Below are 15,151 nucleotides of genomic sequence, written 5' to 3'. Positions count from 1 at the left end.
GACGCAATGACGACGAGATCCTTGCCGGAGCTTCCGGTATCCGCCGTGCTGCCGGCCCTGAGCGAGGCGCTCGGCTCCGGCAACAGCGCCGTCCTGGTGGCGCCGCCTGGCGCCGGCAAGACGACGCTGGTGCCGCTGGCGCTGCTCGATGCGCCCTGGCTGGTCGCCGGCAAGATCGTCCTGCTCGAACCGCGCCGGCTCGCCGCCCGCGCCGCCGCCCGCCGCATGGCCGAATTGCTTGATGAAGAGCCCGGCGCCACTGTCGGCTATGCCATGCGCATGGAAAACCGCACATCGGCCCGGACAAAAATCCTGGTCGTCACCGAAGGCGTCCTGGCGCGCATGATCCTAGACGATCCGGAACTGCCCGGCGTCTCGGCGGTGATTTTCGACGAATTCCACGAGCGCTCGCTCGACGGCGATTTCGGCCTGGCGCTGGCGCTCGACGTGCAGGGCGCGCTGCGGCCGGATTTGCGGCTGCTGGTGATGTCGGCAACGCTCGATGGCGCGCGCGTCGCGAAACTCCTGTCCGGCGCCCCGGTGATCGAAAGCCAAGGCCGTGCGTTCCCCGTAGATGTCAGATACGACGAGCGGCCAGCCGGCGTTCCCATCGAAGACGCCATGGCCAAGGCGATCCGCTCCGCTCTTGCCGGCGAGAGCGGCAGCGTGCTCGCCTTCCTGCCGGGACAGCGCGAGATCGAGCGCACCGCCGAGCGGCTGCAGGGCCGGCTCGGCGCCGACACCGACATCGTGCCGCTCTACGGCCAGCTCGACAACAGGGCGCAGGATGCCGCCATCAAACCGGCGCCGCCCGGCCGCCGCAAGGTGGTGCTGGCGACGTCGATCGCCGAGACCTCGATCACCATCGACGGCGTGCGCGTCGTCATCGATTCCGGCCTGTCGCGGCTGCCGCGCTACGAACCGGCGAGCGGCCTGACCCGGCTGGAGACGGTGCGCGTTTCCAGGGCGTCCGCCGACCAGCGCGCCGGCCGCGCCGGGCGCACGCAGCCAGGCGTCACCATCCGCCTCTGGCGGGCCGAGCAGACGGCGGCCCTTCCCGCGTTCACCCCGCCCGAGATTCTGGAAGCCGACCTGTCCGGCCTGCTGCTCGATTGCGCCGCCTTCGGCGTCGCCGATCCCGCAAGTCTCTCCTTCCTCGATCCGCCGCCCATTCCCGCGCTCAACGAGGCGCGGGCGCTGCTCACGGCGCTGCACGCCATCGACGCGGCCGGACGGCTGACGGAGGCAGGCGGCGCGATGCGCAAGCTGGCGCTGCCCGTGCGGCTCGCACACATGGTCGCTGAAGCCGCTGGCGGCGGCCACGCGCTCGAAGCTGCGATGCTAGCCGTCCTGCTCACCGAGCGTGGCCTTGGCGGCGACGGCGCCGACCTCGAACGGCGCCTGATGCGCTTCCGCACGGAAAAGTCACCGCGCGCCGTTGCGGCAAGGCAGCTTGCCGGGCGATTGGCGAAGCAGGCGGGCGGCGCCAAGAGCAGCGAAACCGCTTCTGCCGGTCTTCTCCTCATCCACGCCTGGCCGGACCGTGTCGCCAGAGCGCGCGGCGAGCGCGGGCGTTTCGTGCTCGCCAACGGCTCCGGCGCCATGCTCGATGCCGCCGATCCGCTGGCCGGCGAGACCTGGCTGGTCATCGCCGATCTGCAAGGCAAGGCGCAAAACGCCCGTATAACCGCCGCGGCCGCGGTCCACGAGACCGACATCCGTGCCGCTCTCGCCGACAGGATCGAGACGCGCCGCGAGACAAGCTTCGACCGCGAGCGGCGCGCGGTGCGCGTGCGCGAGACCGCCAGGCTCGGCGCCATCACTTTGTCGGAGCGCATGCTGCCCGCACCAACTGGAACAGACGCCGACCGCGCCATCCTGGATGCCTTGCGCGAGCACGGCCTGTCGCTGCTGGAATGGAGCAAGGACGGCGAGACGCTGCGCCAACGGCTTGGCTGGCTGCATCGCGGCCTAGGCGCGCCTTGGCCCGATGTTTCGGAAGCCGCCCTGCTCGAACGCCTCGACGACTGGCTGCTGCCGTTCCTGTCGGGCAAGGCGTCCTTCGCCGCCATCGATCCCGGCACGCTGTCGTCGGGCCTGATGGCGCTGGTGCCGCATGATTTGCAGCGCAAGATCGGCACACTGGCGCCGACCCATTTCGACGCGCCGTCCGGCAGCGATGTGCCGATCCGCTATGACGGCGAATGGCCGGTGCTGGCGATCCGCGTGCAGGAGCTGTTCGGCCTTGACCGCCATCCAGCAATCGCCAACGGCACCGTGCCGCTGACGCTCGAGCTGTTGTCGCCGGCGCACCGGCCGATCCAGACGACGCGCGACCTGCCCGGCTTCTGGCGCGGCTCCTGGGCCGATGTGCGCACCGATATGCGCGGCCGCTATCCCCGCCATGTCTGGCCGGAAAATCCGCTGCTCGCTGCGGCGACGGCAAGAGCGAAGCCAAGAGGCACCTAACCTTGAACCAATGCCTGGCGAGCCGCTTGCTTCAACGGGCGGCACACATTGGCGATTAGCGTAAAACATTCATCGCGTCGTCATCCACGGGCGTAGCAAGGAGCGAAGCGACGCGGCGCAGACCATAGGATGACGAAAGCGCGAGTCTTAGCCCATCCCATCAACGGTCCGCATCTATGAAACCCCTGCTGCAGCGCTACTAGCGCTCATCCTTTCCCGGCTATAATCCTTGGCCATGATCAACATCCTGCACGCGCCAGACTTCCAGCAAAGCCAGCGGCTGCGCCTCAACACGCTGATCCGGCTGCGCTGGCTGGCCATCGTGGGCCAGAGCCTGGCGGTGCTGGTCGTCGCCTATGGGCTCAAATTCCCGCTGCCGGTCAGCCTCTGCTTCGCGCTGGTCGCCTGCTCGGCCTGGCTTAACCTGGTGCTGACCTTCCGCTATCCGGCAGCGCACCGGCTGACCCCGTTCTCAGCCTTTTTCATCCTGACCTTCGACAGCCTGCAGCTTGCCGGCCTGCTCTTTTTGACTGGCGGCCTCACCAACCCGTTCTCGGTGCTGATGACCGTGCCCGTCGTCATCTCGGCGGCGTCGCTGCCGCTGCGGTTAACTGCGGTGCTCGGCGCGCTGGTCATGGCGGCGGCCACGTTGCTGGTCTTCTTCCACCAGCCGCTGCCATGGTACGAGGGCGCGCCGCTGCCCATGCCATTCATCTATGTCGCCGGCATATGGATGGCGGTGTTTTCCTCGATCGCCTTCACTGCCATCTATGCCTTCCGCGTTGCCGAGGAAGCCCGCCTGCTCGCCAATGCGCTTGCCGCCACCGAACTGGTGTTGCAGCGCGAGCAGCATCTGTCGGCGCTCGATGGCCTCGCCGCCGCCGCCGCGCACGAACTCGGCACGCCGCTCGCCACCATCGCGCTTGTCTCCAAGGAAATGGAGAAGGCGCTGGGTAACGATCCGAAATATGGTGAGGATGTGAAGCTGTTGCGGTCGCAGAGCGAGCGCTGCCGCGAGATCCTGAAGCGGCTGACCAGCCTGTCCTCCGAGGGCGAGGCGCATCTGTCGCGTCTGCCGCTGACCTCGCTGGTCGAGGAGGTGACGGCGCCGCACCGCGATTTCGGCATCTCGATCAAGCTTCGGCCGGGCGAGCGCGTCGGCCCCGAACCGGTGGGACGGCGCAACCCCGGCGTCATCTACGGCCTCGGCAATCTGGTCGAGAACGCCGTCGACTTCGCCCGCAAGACCGTCACCGTGCGCTGGAGCTGGGACGAGCTCGACGTCACCTTCTCGATCATCGACGACGGGCCGGGCTTTCCGCCCGAAATCATCGATCGCATCGGCGAGCCCTATATGTCGACACGCCAGGGCAACGAGGCCGGCGGTGGCCTGGGTCTCGGGCTGTTCATCGCCAAGACCTTGCTCGAACGCTCCGGCGCCACGCTCGATTTCCGCAATTCGAGCGGACTGGGCGAAGGCGCGATCGTGCAGATATCGTGGCCGCGCACGGTCTTCCTCAACCCGGAATCGGTGGGGATCTCGATGTTCGACACCGCGTAAAAGCCTTGGCGGAGGCGGCAAAATTGGACAATGGCGTTCAGGAACTATATCTGCGTAAAATTAAGGCAGCAGGATTTTTTGAGATAATGACTGGCGAAGAAGCAATTGGCGCAATGGTCGAAGGCGAGGACACCTCGCTGCTCATCGTCGACGACGACAAGCCGTTCCTGACGCGGCTGGCCCGCGCCATGGAAACCAGGGGTTTCGTGGTCGAGACGGCCGAGAGCGTCGAGGAGGCAGTGGCCAAGGCGCGCGCCCACCCGCCGGCCTATGCGGTGGTCGACATGCGGCTTGGCGACGGCAACGGCCTCGACGTCGTCGCCGCCATCCGCGAGAAGCGCGACGATGCCCGCACCGTCATCCTCACCGGCTACGGCAACATTGCCACCGCGGTGACCGCGGTGAAGCTCGGCGCCATCGACTATCTGTCGAAGCCGGCTGACGCCGACGACGTGTTTGCAGCGCTCACCCGCACCGCCGGCGAGCGCGCCGCCCCCCCGGAAAATCCGATGTCGGCCGACCGCGTGCGCTGGGAACACATCCAGCGCGTCTACGAAATGTGCGACCGCAACGTGTCGGAAACCGCGCGCCGGCTCAACATGCATCGCCGCACGCTGCAGCGCATACTCGCCAAGCGCGCACCACGCTGAGGTTCACGCGCCGGTGGCGCCGGCGGCCAATTGCCGAACCTCAGCGCTGCCCCTCACCTGCCTGCCGGCATCCTCTCCCCGTATAGAGACGGGGGAGAGGGGCGCTCTCATCGCCGGTTTCGCCAATCGCCGGCGTTGCAGGAGACGACGGCGAGGCTGAAGCTGCCTCTTTCTCCCCGTCGCTATGTGGGGAGTTGAGGAATGGTCCGCGAAGCGGACGAAAAGCCAACTGCTTGGCTTTTCGAATGACGAACGTCCGGCAGGACAATGAGGGGCGGCGCCAACGCTGGAAACAGTTGCGCTTGCCTTGCCATCGACCTTTGCCCATCATCGGCAATAACGCCGCCGGAAAACCCGGCAACGGAGCACAGATGCGCGACAAGCAGCCGAAATCCATCCTTCGCGAATTCCTCGACGGCGAGGCGGCGGGCGGCATCATCCTGATGGTTGCGGCAGCCCTTGCGCTGATCGTCGCCAATTCACCATTGGCCGAAACCTATTTCGCCGCTCTCCACGCCTATCTCGGCCCGCTCAGCGTGTCGCACTGGATCAATGATGGGCTGATGGCGGTGTTCTTCCTGCTGGTCGGCCTCGAGATCAAGCGCGAGATGCTCGACGGTCAGCTCTCGACCTGGCCGCGCCGCGTGCTGCCGGGCGTCGCCGCCGCCGGCGGCATGCTGGTTCCCGCACTCGTCTATGTCGCCATCAACCGCAACAACGCCGCCGCGCTCTCCGGCTGGGCGATCCCGACCGCCACCGACATCGCCTTTGCGCTCGGCGTGCTGTCGCTGCTCGGCAACCGCGTGCCGGCGTCGCTCAAGATCTTTCTCACCGCGCTCGCCATCATCGACGATCTCGGCGCCGTCATCATCATCGCCATCTTCTACACAAGCGGCCTGTCGCTGGCCTATCTCGGTGCGGCCTTCGCCGTCATCGCGGTGCTCATCGTGCTCAACCGCATGCGGGTGACGAGGCTGACGCCTTACCTCGTGCTCGGCGCCGTGCTGTGGGTGCTCGTGCTGAAATCGGGTGTGCATGCGACGCTGGCCGGCGTGGCGCTGGCGCTCACCATTCCGCTGAAAACTTCTCCCGGCAGCGGGCACGATCTCGACCATTCGCCGCTGCACCGGTTGGAGCACGGCCTGCACAAGATCGTGCCGTTCTTCGTCATCCCGATTTTCGGCTTTGCCAATGCCGGCGTGTCGCTGGCCGGCCTCAGCGCCTCTGCCCTGGTCGAGCCGCTGACGCTCGGCGTTGCCGCCGGCCTGGTGCTGGGCAAGCTGGCCGGCGTCTTCGGCTCCTCGGCGCTGGCGATCCGGCTCGGCTTCGCCGACCTGCCGGTCAATGCCGGCTGGCTGCACATGATCGGCATTTCGCTGCTCTGCGGCATCGGCTTCACCATGAGCCTGTTCATCGGCCTGCTCGCCTTCGCCAACGACGTGGCGCTGCAGGACGCCGTCAAGGTCGGCATCCTGGCGGGGTCCTTCGTTGCAGCGCTGCTGGGTGCCGCCGTGCTCCTGATGGCGCCGGCGGCAGGGGTGGAGGAGGTGGTGGAGTAGGTGTTCTTGGGTTCCTCGCCCCCGCAAAGCGGGGCGAGGAACTTGAGCTTCGTCTACTCGCTCTCTCCCGCCAGCGCCGGCACCGCCACACCCGCCAGTTCCGCCGCCAGCAGCCGCGCCGCACCCGCCCGTGCAATGCGCAGCATCAGCGCCTTGCGCGTTGCTGCGGCCATGCGGTGCTCGGGCGCCTCGCGCAAAATCTCGGCGCCGTAGCCGTCGGACAGGATGAAGCCGCATTCCTCCGGAAAAATATCCGAGGGCACGCCCGGATGCGTGGCGAAGAAGAAGCGGTCGGAGTGCAGCCGGTAATCAGGCCATTTGCGGTCGACGCGAAAATCCTCGATCGAGGATTTGATCTCGATGATCCAGATGTCGCCCTGCCTGGTCAGCGCCACAAGGTCGGCGCGCCGCCCGGTGGCCAGCGACAGTTCGGGCAGCACATGCATGCCCATTTGCATAAGCAGCCGCTGCACGCCACGCCGCACCAGCATGGCGCGTTCCGACTGGCGGCCATCGATCAGGGGATTGAGGAGAATCGGGGAGATGATCGGCATGGCAGCCACCATGCCAGATTTTGTTCACGGTTTGAACCTGTTTTTGGAAATGGATTGTAAACGTATGCCGTTCTGGCGGAAAAGCTGAAGGATCGCGGCGCGCATGACAGCGACCGCAACTTGGCAAACAAGATAAACCGTGGCAGCTTCACCGCCGCGTTCTTTATGATGTGCATGGATGTGATCGGCGTCCGGCAAGTCAGTCTGGAGGCGTAGCTCGACTATTCTGACGGAGGCTCGCATAATACACGAGTCGTTGCGCCGGGGGCAGGCGCAGTCTCGTCATCAGAGATATGATATTCCTCGGCGCGCGAAAGTGATCTTTCGTTGCGCCATCCATCAAGATGAGCCTGATGGCGAATCAAAAGCGCCTGGCTAGAGATTGCGAGATCGTGCCGTGAATGTCGCGTCGGTCGCTTCATAACGAATCACCATCAATCTAGCGTTGATCTATATCATACCATAAAAAAGCGTGGGAGGGGAGAACAAAATGAGTACATCCGCTGCTATTTCACGAATCGAATTCCCGGAAATGTTCTTCGGATTTGTCGCGCCAATTGGCGCTGACCATATACCCGCTGTAAAGGAGTTTAGGACCTATTTCGAGCAGCGAAACTATCGTGTTGTTGAAATCAAAGTCACCGATATATTTGATATAATGCAGAATTACATAACTCCTGGCATCGAACTAGAACGAAGAGATAGGTTCAAACGCTTCCGCTCATAGATTGCGTACGGAAATCAACTTAGGGCAGAATTTACCGATGACGTTCTGGCGGTTTCAGCAATAGCTAGGATAGTTCGCCAGCGCATTCGCATTCAAAAAGACGATAAGTTCTCTCGAACTGTATACCTTCTGCATCAATTTAAACGAAAAGAGGAAATTGACCTCCTCCGATCTGCATATGGACGATTATTCTTTCAAGTGTCTATATATTCTCGCAGGGGATCACGGGTAGATTTTCTTTCAAGGGATTTTGCTCACAGTAAGAACGAATCTGGACCTTATCGCTACCGTGACCTCGCCGAAAAAATAATACAAGATGATGAAAACGAGGTCGGGCAAGCGCATGGACAGAGGGTAGCCAAGATATTTCATGACGCCGACCTGATTATCAATTTGGATTCGCCGCAGACGGTCAAGGACCAGGTGGAGAGAATGTGTGAGCTTATCTTTGGCTCAAACATTATCTCACCGACACATATGGAATACGGCATGTTTTTAGCCAAGGCGGCTGCACTTCGAACTTTGGACCTCTCCAGGCAAGTTGGAGCCGCAATATTTTCCAAAACAGGTGAGGTCGTGTCGCTCGGGTCCAACGAAGTTCCCAAGGCCACAGGGGGAACATATTGGTGCGACGAGGCATTCGATGACCGTGAGTACGTGCGTGGAGTGGACTCAAATGACCAAAGGAAACGTGAAATTCTGAGTGAGATAATCCGCGTAATCCAGCCCGACGCAGACATCGATGCTCTGCTTTCTGATCCCAAAATTGAAGACAGTCAGTTCATGGATGCACTCGAATACGGTCGTATCGTCCACGCTGAAATGTCTGCAATTTCTGTCGCTGCTCGGCTTGGTGTTGCCGTTAAAGGCGGCACACTCCATTGCACTACTTTCCCATGCCATATGTGCGCAAAGCACATCATAGCAAGCGGGATAGAGCGGGTTGTGTTTTTGGAGCCGTACCCAAAGAGCCTAGCTTTTGATCTACATGCTGATGCGCTTCTGGTGGAGGGCGGCGATCGTGGCAAATATCGAGACTACCCCTCTGTCATATTTGAACATTTCTTCGGAGTGACGCCGCGCCGATATAGTGACCTTTTCGGGCGTTCAGCGCGGAAGAGCCGTGGCACGGGAAGACTGGTCCAATATGCGGGCAAGAATGGAGTTCCGACGCCATACATTGATATCAAATTCCCGTTTTATCAGGCGCTTGAAGGCGAGATAATCAGCAGAGCGCCTTCAACGTTAATCAGTGACGGCGCGGATCCAGCACAATGAATCCGCCGCCAACGGTGGCAAACATCATCATATTTGGTGAGTTATGCTCCATAATGCCTTAACTTTCGGCCAGCTCCTTCCGAACTCGTTGCCATTCTTCCCAGCAATTTTCTGGATCAATATCGAGATAGCCTCGTGACTCATCCACCTGTCGAGCAACGTCGGGAGGCATCGCGATCGCCGGGCAGGTGTCGCGGATTTGGATCACTTCTTCCTCTGTCAAAGGACTGCCCTTTGTTCGCTCCCGGTTAAGCAGGGTCGCGACTAGGCTGGGTACCGGATAAATAATGAGGCCGACATTCTCGCTCATTGGATGCCCTTAGCGGTCTCTCGGGTTTGAAGTTCGCCAACCAGACAATCTCATCTTGGAAGGCGATTCTATCGTTGACAACCCAAGAGCGGCGGCAGATCCGAGCGTCTTCCGCGATCGCACCATATTCGTCTGGGTGCAGTCTGGTATTGATCCGCAGCGGCCCTATGTCGTGCCGATCGACTTCCGTTCTTAGCTATAAATCGGCCGGACTAAAGTCTTACGTCGTGAGCGCAAAGGTCTGATGTAACCGCTTTGGTTCCGTTCTTGTCCATTGGACGTTCCGTAATTTTAGCCAAATGAGATATAGACCTTTGGAGGTTTTTCTTGCGCGTCCGGCGCCCAGTCTATCCCGGCGCCCGTGCTTCAAACCGTGGCCCGCCTGTCTGCGGCTGCGCAGCCCCCGCAATGTCATCCAAAATCGGGCAATCCGGCCGGTCGTCACCATGGCAGGCCTGGATCAGCGTCTGCAAGGTCGTGCGCATCGACTGCAGCTCGCGCACCTTTTCCTCGATGGCGCTCACATGGGCGGCGGCAATCTCGCGCACATCGTGGCTGGCGCGGCTGCGATCGCGGTAGAGCGCCATCAGCTGGCGGCAATCGTCGATTGAAAAGCCGAGGTTGCGGGCACGGCGCAGGAAGGCCAGCCGATGGATGTCGTCGCTGGAATAATCGCGATAGCCATTGCCGGCGCGCGCCGGCGCGATCAGGCCGATCTCTTCATAGTAGCGGATGGTCTTGGCCGGCAGGCCGGACCGCGCCGCGGCATCGCCTACATTCATTGTGATTCCTCGATGTGGTTCCCTGATTCTAGGCTATCCGACAGGGCCGCCCATTGTTTTTCCTTCACAATCCCGTGAGTCCTGTTGCCGAAATGCCATAGTTGACGGCTTACCGGCACGTAAGCTCCTGCATATAGGCATCGCGCGCTTGGCAAGCAAAGCAAATGCCAGCATGAATGATTTCAGGAAAAGCGGCCGTAACGTGTCGCGACATCTTGGCGGGGCATCGGGCCATTTCATGCGCATGAAGTCATTTGCAATCGTCGCCGCACTTGCGTTGTCGGCCGCGATCTCGGGTTGCAGCACGATCGGCTCGCAACTGTTCACCAACAACTACGGTTCGGTGAACGATGCAGGCTACCAACTGCCGCGCATCCCGATCGAGAGGGTGCCGCTGAAGTACCACCGGCAAGAGGTGAACTACGACACCTCGGAAAAGCCGGGCACCATCGTCGTCGATACCCAGAACAAGTTTCTCTACTTCGTCGAAGGCGACGGCCGGGCGATCCGCTACGGCATCGGCGTCGGCCGCGAAGGCTTTGAATGGCACGGCACCGCCCATATCGCGCTGAAGCGCGAATGGCCGACCTGGACGCCGCCGCGGCAGATGATCCAGCGCCAGCCGGAGCTAGCGAAGTTCGCGAGCGGCATGGAGCCGGGCTTGAAGAACCCGCTCGGCGCGCGCGCCATGTATCTGTTCAACAAGGGCGGCGACATGGGCTACCGCCTGCACGGCAGTCCGGAATGGAATTCGATCGGCAAGGCGATGTCGTCAGGCTGCATCCGGCTGATGAACCAGGACATCATCGACCTCTACGACCGCACGTCGGTCGGTGCCAAGGTCATCGTGATGTAGGGACCATGATCCGGAACCGAGGTCCACGAAAGCGAAAAGTGGAACCGGTTTTCGGGAAGATCATGGTCAAAATAGGCGTTACCCTTCGTACGCGGACCGTCTAGGCAACAACGGACGTCCAAAACAGAAAACCGGGCAATCTGGCCCGGTTTTTTGTTGCTCGCTCGAATGCGTGAAGGGGTCTTAGGAGACCTGCTCGACCTGCTGTACTTCCGGCACGAAGTGGCGGAGCAGGTTCTGGATGCCGTGCTTCAGCGTCGCCGTCGAGGACGGGCAGCCGGCGCAGGCGCCCTTCATGTGCAGGAACACGGTGCCGTTCTCGAAGCCGCGGAAGGTGATGTCGCCGCCATCCTGGGCAACCGCCGGGCGCACCCTGGTGTCGAGCAGTTCCTTGATGGTGATGACCAGTTGCTCATCGGCCTTGTCGTAGAATTCGCCGGTCTGGCTGGTCTCGGCGGCGGGGCCGGCGTTGATCATCACGGGCGCGCCCGACATGAAATGCTCCATGATGGCGCCCAGGATCGCCGGCTTCAGGTGCTGCCAGTCCGGGCCGTCCTTGGTCACGGTGATGAAGTCATAGCCGAAGAAGACGCCGGTCACGCCGGGGATCTCGAACAGCCGGCCGGCCAGCGGCGATGCGCTGGCTGCACTGTCGGCGTCGCGGAAATCGGCGGTGCCTTCAACAAGGACTTCCTTGCCGGGCAGGAACTTCAGCGTTGCCGGGTTCGGCGTCGATTCGGTCTGGATGAACATGGCCGTCTCCGTGCCCCAGTCGGGCAGCTAGTTTGGAATAGTTCTAAATAGGCTCAATCGGCTGGACATTCAAGCGAAACGCGTCGCTCAAAACGGCTGGCTGGCGGAATGTTTTTGCTGGCTGGGAATGAATCCCGCGCGGGCTATAAATCCAGGATCGTGATGTTATCCGAAACCGCTTCACACTTCCGGCATCACTCTCTATGCGAGGCTGTCGATCTCCTCGTCAGACAGGTTCTGCGGCACCACTGTGACCGGAATAGGGAAGGCGGCGCCCTTGCCGGCAACAGCCCCGACCAGCGGCCCGGGTCCTTCCTTGCCGGCACCTGCCGCCAGCACCAGGATGGCGATGTCCTGGTCTTCCTCGATCAGCTTGTGGATCTCTTCGGTCGGCTTGCCTTCGCGCACCACCATCTCGGGCTCGATGCCAAGCTTCTGGCGCACCTTGTTGGCGTAGCCGTCGAGTGCCGCGCGTGCCGTGGCATTGGCTTCCTCGCGCATGATCTTCTCGACGCCCAGCCAGTGCTGAAAGTCGTCCGGTGTGATGATGTAGAGCAGCACCAGCGTGCCGCTGGTGCTCTGCGCCCGCTTGGAGGCGTAGGCGACGGCGCGCTCGCACTCCGGCGTGTCGTCGATGATCGTCAGGAATTTCCTGCGATGGCCGGCTTCGCGACTGAGGCGTTTGGAGACCATGTCTATCTACTCGATGTTTTCGGCCGCAATCTGCCACCGCGGCAGACCGGCGGCAAGCCGCCGGCCTTGGGCCAGAATGGTGCGGTGCACTGACGGTAGGATCAGCCCTGCAACAGGCCTATAATGTCGCGTACCGTCTTCATGGTGGTCTCAGCCAGCGCGCCGGCGCGTTCGCCGCCGTCTCTCAGCACCGCGTCGACATAGGCGCGGTCGCCCTCGATACGGCGCATCTCGCCGGCGATCGGCGCCAGTTTTTCCACGGCAAGGTCGGCGAGCGCCGGCTTGAACACGGAAAACTGCTGGCCGCCGAATTCCTTCAGCACGTCCGCCTTCGACATCTCGGCCAGCCCTGCATAGATGCCGACCAGGTTTTCCGCTTCCGGGCGGCTTTCCAGGCCGTCGACTTCGCTTGGCAACGCTTCCGGGTCGGTCTTGGCCTTGCGGATCTTCTTCGAGATGGTGTCGGCATCGTCGGTCAAATTGATGCGCGACAGGTCGGACGGGTCCGACTTCGACATTTTCTTCGAACCGTCGCGCAGGCTCATGATGCGCGCCGCCGGCCCGCCGATCACCGGTTCGGTTATCGGGAAGAACCCGTTTACCGTCTCTTCGCCAACCTGCATCTCGACGCCGACGCCAAGACTGGCGATGCGGCTCGAAAAATCATTATTGAACTTTTGCGCGATGTCGCGGGTCAGCTCCAGATGCTGCTTTTGGTCCTCGCCCACCGGCACATGGGTCGCGCGGTAGAGCAGGATGTCGGCCGCCATCAGCGAGGGATACGCAAGCAGGCCCAGCGAGGCGTTCTCGCGGTCCTTGCCGGCCTTGTCCTTGAACTGCGTCATCTTGTTCATCCAGCCGATGCGCGCCACGCAATTGAAGATCCAGGCAAGCTCGGCATGCTGCATCACCCGCGACTGGTTGAAGACGATGTGCTTCTTCGGGTCGATGCCGGAGGCGAGGAAGGCAGCGGTGATCGAGCGGGTTTGGTCGGCAAGGTCGTCATGGACGAGCTGCGCGGTCAGCGAATGCAGGTCGACGACGCAATAGATGCAGTCTGACGTGTCCTGAAGCGCAACGAATTTCTTGATGGCGCCGAGATAGTTGCCGAGATGCAGATTGCCGGTCGGCTGTACCCCGGAAAAGACGAGCTGTTTGAAGGCGGTCATGGGTTCCTCATGGGCTTGTGGAGGGCCGATTAAGCGTGTTTCCGAAAAGTTGCAGACCTTTCGGAGCCAATCACGCGGCTGGAAACCACGCGCGGCGAAAGTCTTGCGACGGCGCGCTTATGGACGAAGGGGCGGAGAGGATCAAGACCGGTGTTGCTGTTAGCTCGCCCGGACTATTCGTCCAGATCGGCCTTTGGCGCTGGCGCCGCTGCCTTGCCCGAGCCGCGTTTCACATTGCGCCGGATCATTCCGAAATCGGCGCCGCCGGTGGCGAAAGCCGTGACGAAGTAGAGCAGCGCCCCACCGGCTACCAATGAGAGAAGCGTCACGGCCTTGATCACCAGTGGCGAGCCGGGGCCGAGCCTGACGGCCAGCCAGTGCTCGGCGAAATAGAGCGCCACCGCCATCACCGCAGCCGACAGCACCAGGCGCGGAATGCGCTTCAACAGCGGCACGTCGCGGCCCCAATGGCCACGTCGGATCAGCACCGCAAGCAGCATCACCGCGTTGACCCAGCCGGCGACGGCCGAGGCCACCGCAATGCCGGGCGCGCCCATTTTGGGGAACAGCGTCAGCGCGGTGATCACGTTCACGCCGACCGAGATGGCGGCGAACATCATCGGCGTGCGCGTGTCCTCGCGGGCGAAATAGCCGGGAGTGAAAGCCTTGATCAGCACGAAGGCCGGCAGGCCGAGGCCAAAGATCGCCAGGATCGCGGCCACCGTCGGCGTCGAGCCGTTGGCGGCGAAGGCGCCGCGCTCATAGACCAGCCGCACGATCGGCTCCGCCATCACCCACAGTGCCGCCGCCGCCGGCAAGGTCATGAACAGGGTGAACTCGACCGAGCGGTTCTGCAGATTGGCCGCCTCGACCAGATTGCCCGATTTCAGCGCCCGCGACAGCTCCGGCAGCAGCACGATGGCAACGGCAACGCCGACGACGCCAAGCGGCAGCTGGTAGATGCGGTCAGCGTAAGCGAGCGACGACACGGCGCTGTCCTGCGCCGACGCGATCGCCGTGCCGATCAGCTGGTTGATCTGGGTGATGCCGCCGGTGATCGCCGCCGGCAGCGCCAGGATCAGCAGGCGCTTGACGTTGGGCGTCATCTTCGGCCGGCGAAAACCGATGGCGATGCCGGCATTGCGCACCGCCACCCAGACAATGGCAAGCTGTACCAGCCCCGCCGCCAGCACGCCCCAGGACAGGCTGAAACCAACCTCACGGGCATCCATGCCGTGGTACCAGGCGTAGCCGAGCACGCTGATCAGGATGATGTTGAGGAATGCGGGCGCCACGGCAGCCGCGAAATAGCGGCGCAGCGAATTCAGCATGCCGGCCATCATGGCTGCGAGCGACATGCAGATGAGATACGGGAACATGATCGTCGCCAGCAGGACGGTCGTCTCGAATTTGCCCGGCGTGTCGGCAAAGCCCGGCGCCACGAGATAGCGCACGATCAGCGGCATCGCCAATTCCATGACGATGGTCAGCGCCAGAAGTGCGGTGAACAGGACGCCGAACACTTCCTCCGAAAAGCGCTTGGCGCCGTCGGTGCCGTGGGTCTCGATCTCCTTGGCAAACAGCGGCACGAAAGCGGCGTTGAAGGCGCCTTCTGCAAACAGCCGGCGAAACGTGTTGGGAAACTGAAAGGCGGCGTTGAAGGCGTCCGCCACCGGCCCGGTGCCGAGTGCGGCAGCCATCAGCATTTCGCGGCCAAAGCCAAGGGCGCGGCTCATCAGCGTGCCGGACGCAACCGTGGCGAATTTCTTGACGAGGCTCATGCGCGGGGA

At 62.6% G+C, this 15,151-nt stretch carries 15 protein-coding genes; 8 read left to right on the top strand and 7 right to left on the bottom strand.

The annotated features are described in order from the left end of the window. Positions 1-6: 6 nt before the first annotated feature. The 4 genes from hrpB to nhaA all read left to right on the top strand — a co-directional run bounded on the left by hrpB (position 7) and on the right by nhaA (position 6,239). A complete protein-coding gene (gene hrpB, locus NKI64_RS25545) occupies positions 7-2,469 on the top strand; it encodes an ATP-dependent helicase HrpB (RefSeq protein ID WP_352670805.1) in 2,463 nt (820 codons plus the stop codon). Positions 2,470-2,704: 235 nt separating this feature from the next. Then, positions 2,705-4,030 (top strand): ActS/PrrB/RegB family redox-sensitive histidine kinase, encoded by a 1,326-nt coding sequence (locus tag NKI64_RS25540; protein WP_352670931.1) that lies wholly within the window; start codon positions 2,705-2,707, stop codon positions 4,028-4,030. 86 nt (positions 4,031-4,116) lie between these two features. Continuing rightward, positions 4,117-4,680, top strand: a complete 564-nt coding sequence (locus tag NKI64_RS25535; RefSeq protein WP_023672848.1) for an ActR/PrrA/RegA family redox response regulator transcription factor — start codon at positions 4,117-4,119, stop codon at positions 4,678-4,680. A gap of 371 nt (positions 4,681-5,051) precedes the next feature. After that, positions 5,052-6,239, top strand: coding sequence for a Na+/H+ antiporter NhaA (gene nhaA / locus NKI64_RS25530; protein ID WP_352670802.1), 1,188 nt, complete (start codon positions 5,052-5,054; stop codon positions 6,237-6,239). A gap of 53 nt (positions 6,240-6,292) precedes the next feature. On the opposite strand, the gene NKI64_RS25525 is transcribed toward nhaA, so the two are convergent. Beyond that, entirely contained in the window at positions 6,293-6,793 is a 501-nt protein-coding gene (locus tag NKI64_RS25525; protein ID WP_352537239.1) for an MmcB family DNA repair protein, read from the bottom strand. Between the two features lie 120 nt (positions 6,794-6,913). Between NKI64_RS25525 and NKI64_RS25520 the strand changes: the two genes are divergently transcribed. The 3 genes from NKI64_RS25520 (at position 6,914) to NKI64_RS25510 (ending at position 8,798) form a co-directional block, all read left to right on the top strand. Continuing rightward, entirely contained in the window at positions 6,914-7,009 is a 96-nt protein-coding gene (locus NKI64_RS25520) for a DUF6471 domain-containing protein (RefSeq protein ID WP_352670799.1), read from the top strand. Between the two features lie 274 nt (positions 7,010-7,283). Continuing rightward, positions 7,284-7,520 (top strand): hypothetical protein, encoded by a 237-nt coding sequence (locus tag NKI64_RS25515; protein ID WP_352670796.1) that lies wholly within the window; start codon positions 7,284-7,286, stop codon positions 7,518-7,520. 198 nt (positions 7,521-7,718) lie between these two features. Next, entirely contained in the window at positions 7,719-8,798 is a 1,080-nt protein-coding gene (locus tag NKI64_RS25510) for a deaminase (RefSeq protein WP_352670793.1), read from the top strand. A 58-nt stretch (positions 8,799-8,856) separates the two neighbouring features. On the opposite strand, the gene NKI64_RS25505 is transcribed toward NKI64_RS25510, so the two are convergent. After that, positions 8,857-9,108 (bottom strand): hypothetical protein, encoded by a 252-nt coding sequence (locus NKI64_RS25505; protein WP_023725838.1) that lies wholly within the window; start codon positions 9,106-9,108, stop codon positions 8,857-8,859. 347 nt (positions 9,109-9,455) lie between these two features. Next, positions 9,456-9,890 carry a Cu(I)-responsive transcriptional regulator gene (cueR, locus tag NKI64_RS25500; RefSeq protein ID WP_352670790.1) on the bottom strand — a complete coding sequence of 145 codons (435 nt, stop codon included), beginning with the start codon at positions 9,888-9,890 and terminating at the stop codon, positions 9,456-9,458. Between the two features lie 238 nt (positions 9,891-10,128). On the opposite strand from cueR, the gene NKI64_RS25495 reads away from it, so the two are divergent. Beyond that, the gene (locus tag NKI64_RS25495) at positions 10,129-10,746 is read left to right on the top strand and encodes a L,D-transpeptidase (RefSeq protein ID WP_023692663.1); all 618 of its coding nucleotides are present in this window, start codon (positions 10,129-10,131) and stop codon (positions 10,744-10,746) included. Between the two features lie 183 nt (positions 10,747-10,929). Here the strand turns inward: NKI64_RS25495 and NKI64_RS25490 are convergent, their stop codons facing one another. From NKI64_RS25490 to murJ, 4 genes are all read right to left on the bottom strand, one after another. Further along, entirely contained in the window at positions 10,930-11,499 is a 570-nt protein-coding gene (locus NKI64_RS25490; protein ID WP_352534560.1) for a NifU family protein, read from the bottom strand. A 201-nt stretch (positions 11,500-11,700) separates the two neighbouring features. Next, positions 11,701-12,192 (bottom strand): universal stress protein, encoded by a 492-nt coding sequence (locus tag NKI64_RS25485; protein WP_023672856.1) that lies wholly within the window; start codon positions 12,190-12,192, stop codon positions 11,701-11,703. 101 nt (positions 12,193-12,293) lie between these two features. After that, positions 12,294-13,361, bottom strand: a complete 1,068-nt coding sequence (gene trpS, locus NKI64_RS25480) for a tryptophan--tRNA ligase (RefSeq protein WP_023672858.1) — start codon at positions 13,359-13,361, stop codon at positions 12,294-12,296. Between the two features lie 173 nt (positions 13,362-13,534). After that, positions 13,535-15,142, bottom strand: a complete 1,608-nt coding sequence (gene murJ / locus NKI64_RS25475; RefSeq protein ID WP_023745217.1) for a murein biosynthesis integral membrane protein MurJ — start codon at positions 15,140-15,142, stop codon at positions 13,535-13,537. Positions 15,143-15,151: the final 9 nt, after the last annotated feature.

It is taken from the genome of Mesorhizobium sp. M0478 (assembly GCF_040321305.1).
Lineage (GTDB): Bacteria > Pseudomonadota > Alphaproteobacteria > Rhizobiales > Rhizobiaceae > Mesorhizobium.
The sequence above is the reverse complement of the archived record's forward strand: the minus strand, read 5'-3'. Positions and strand labels throughout refer to the sequence as shown.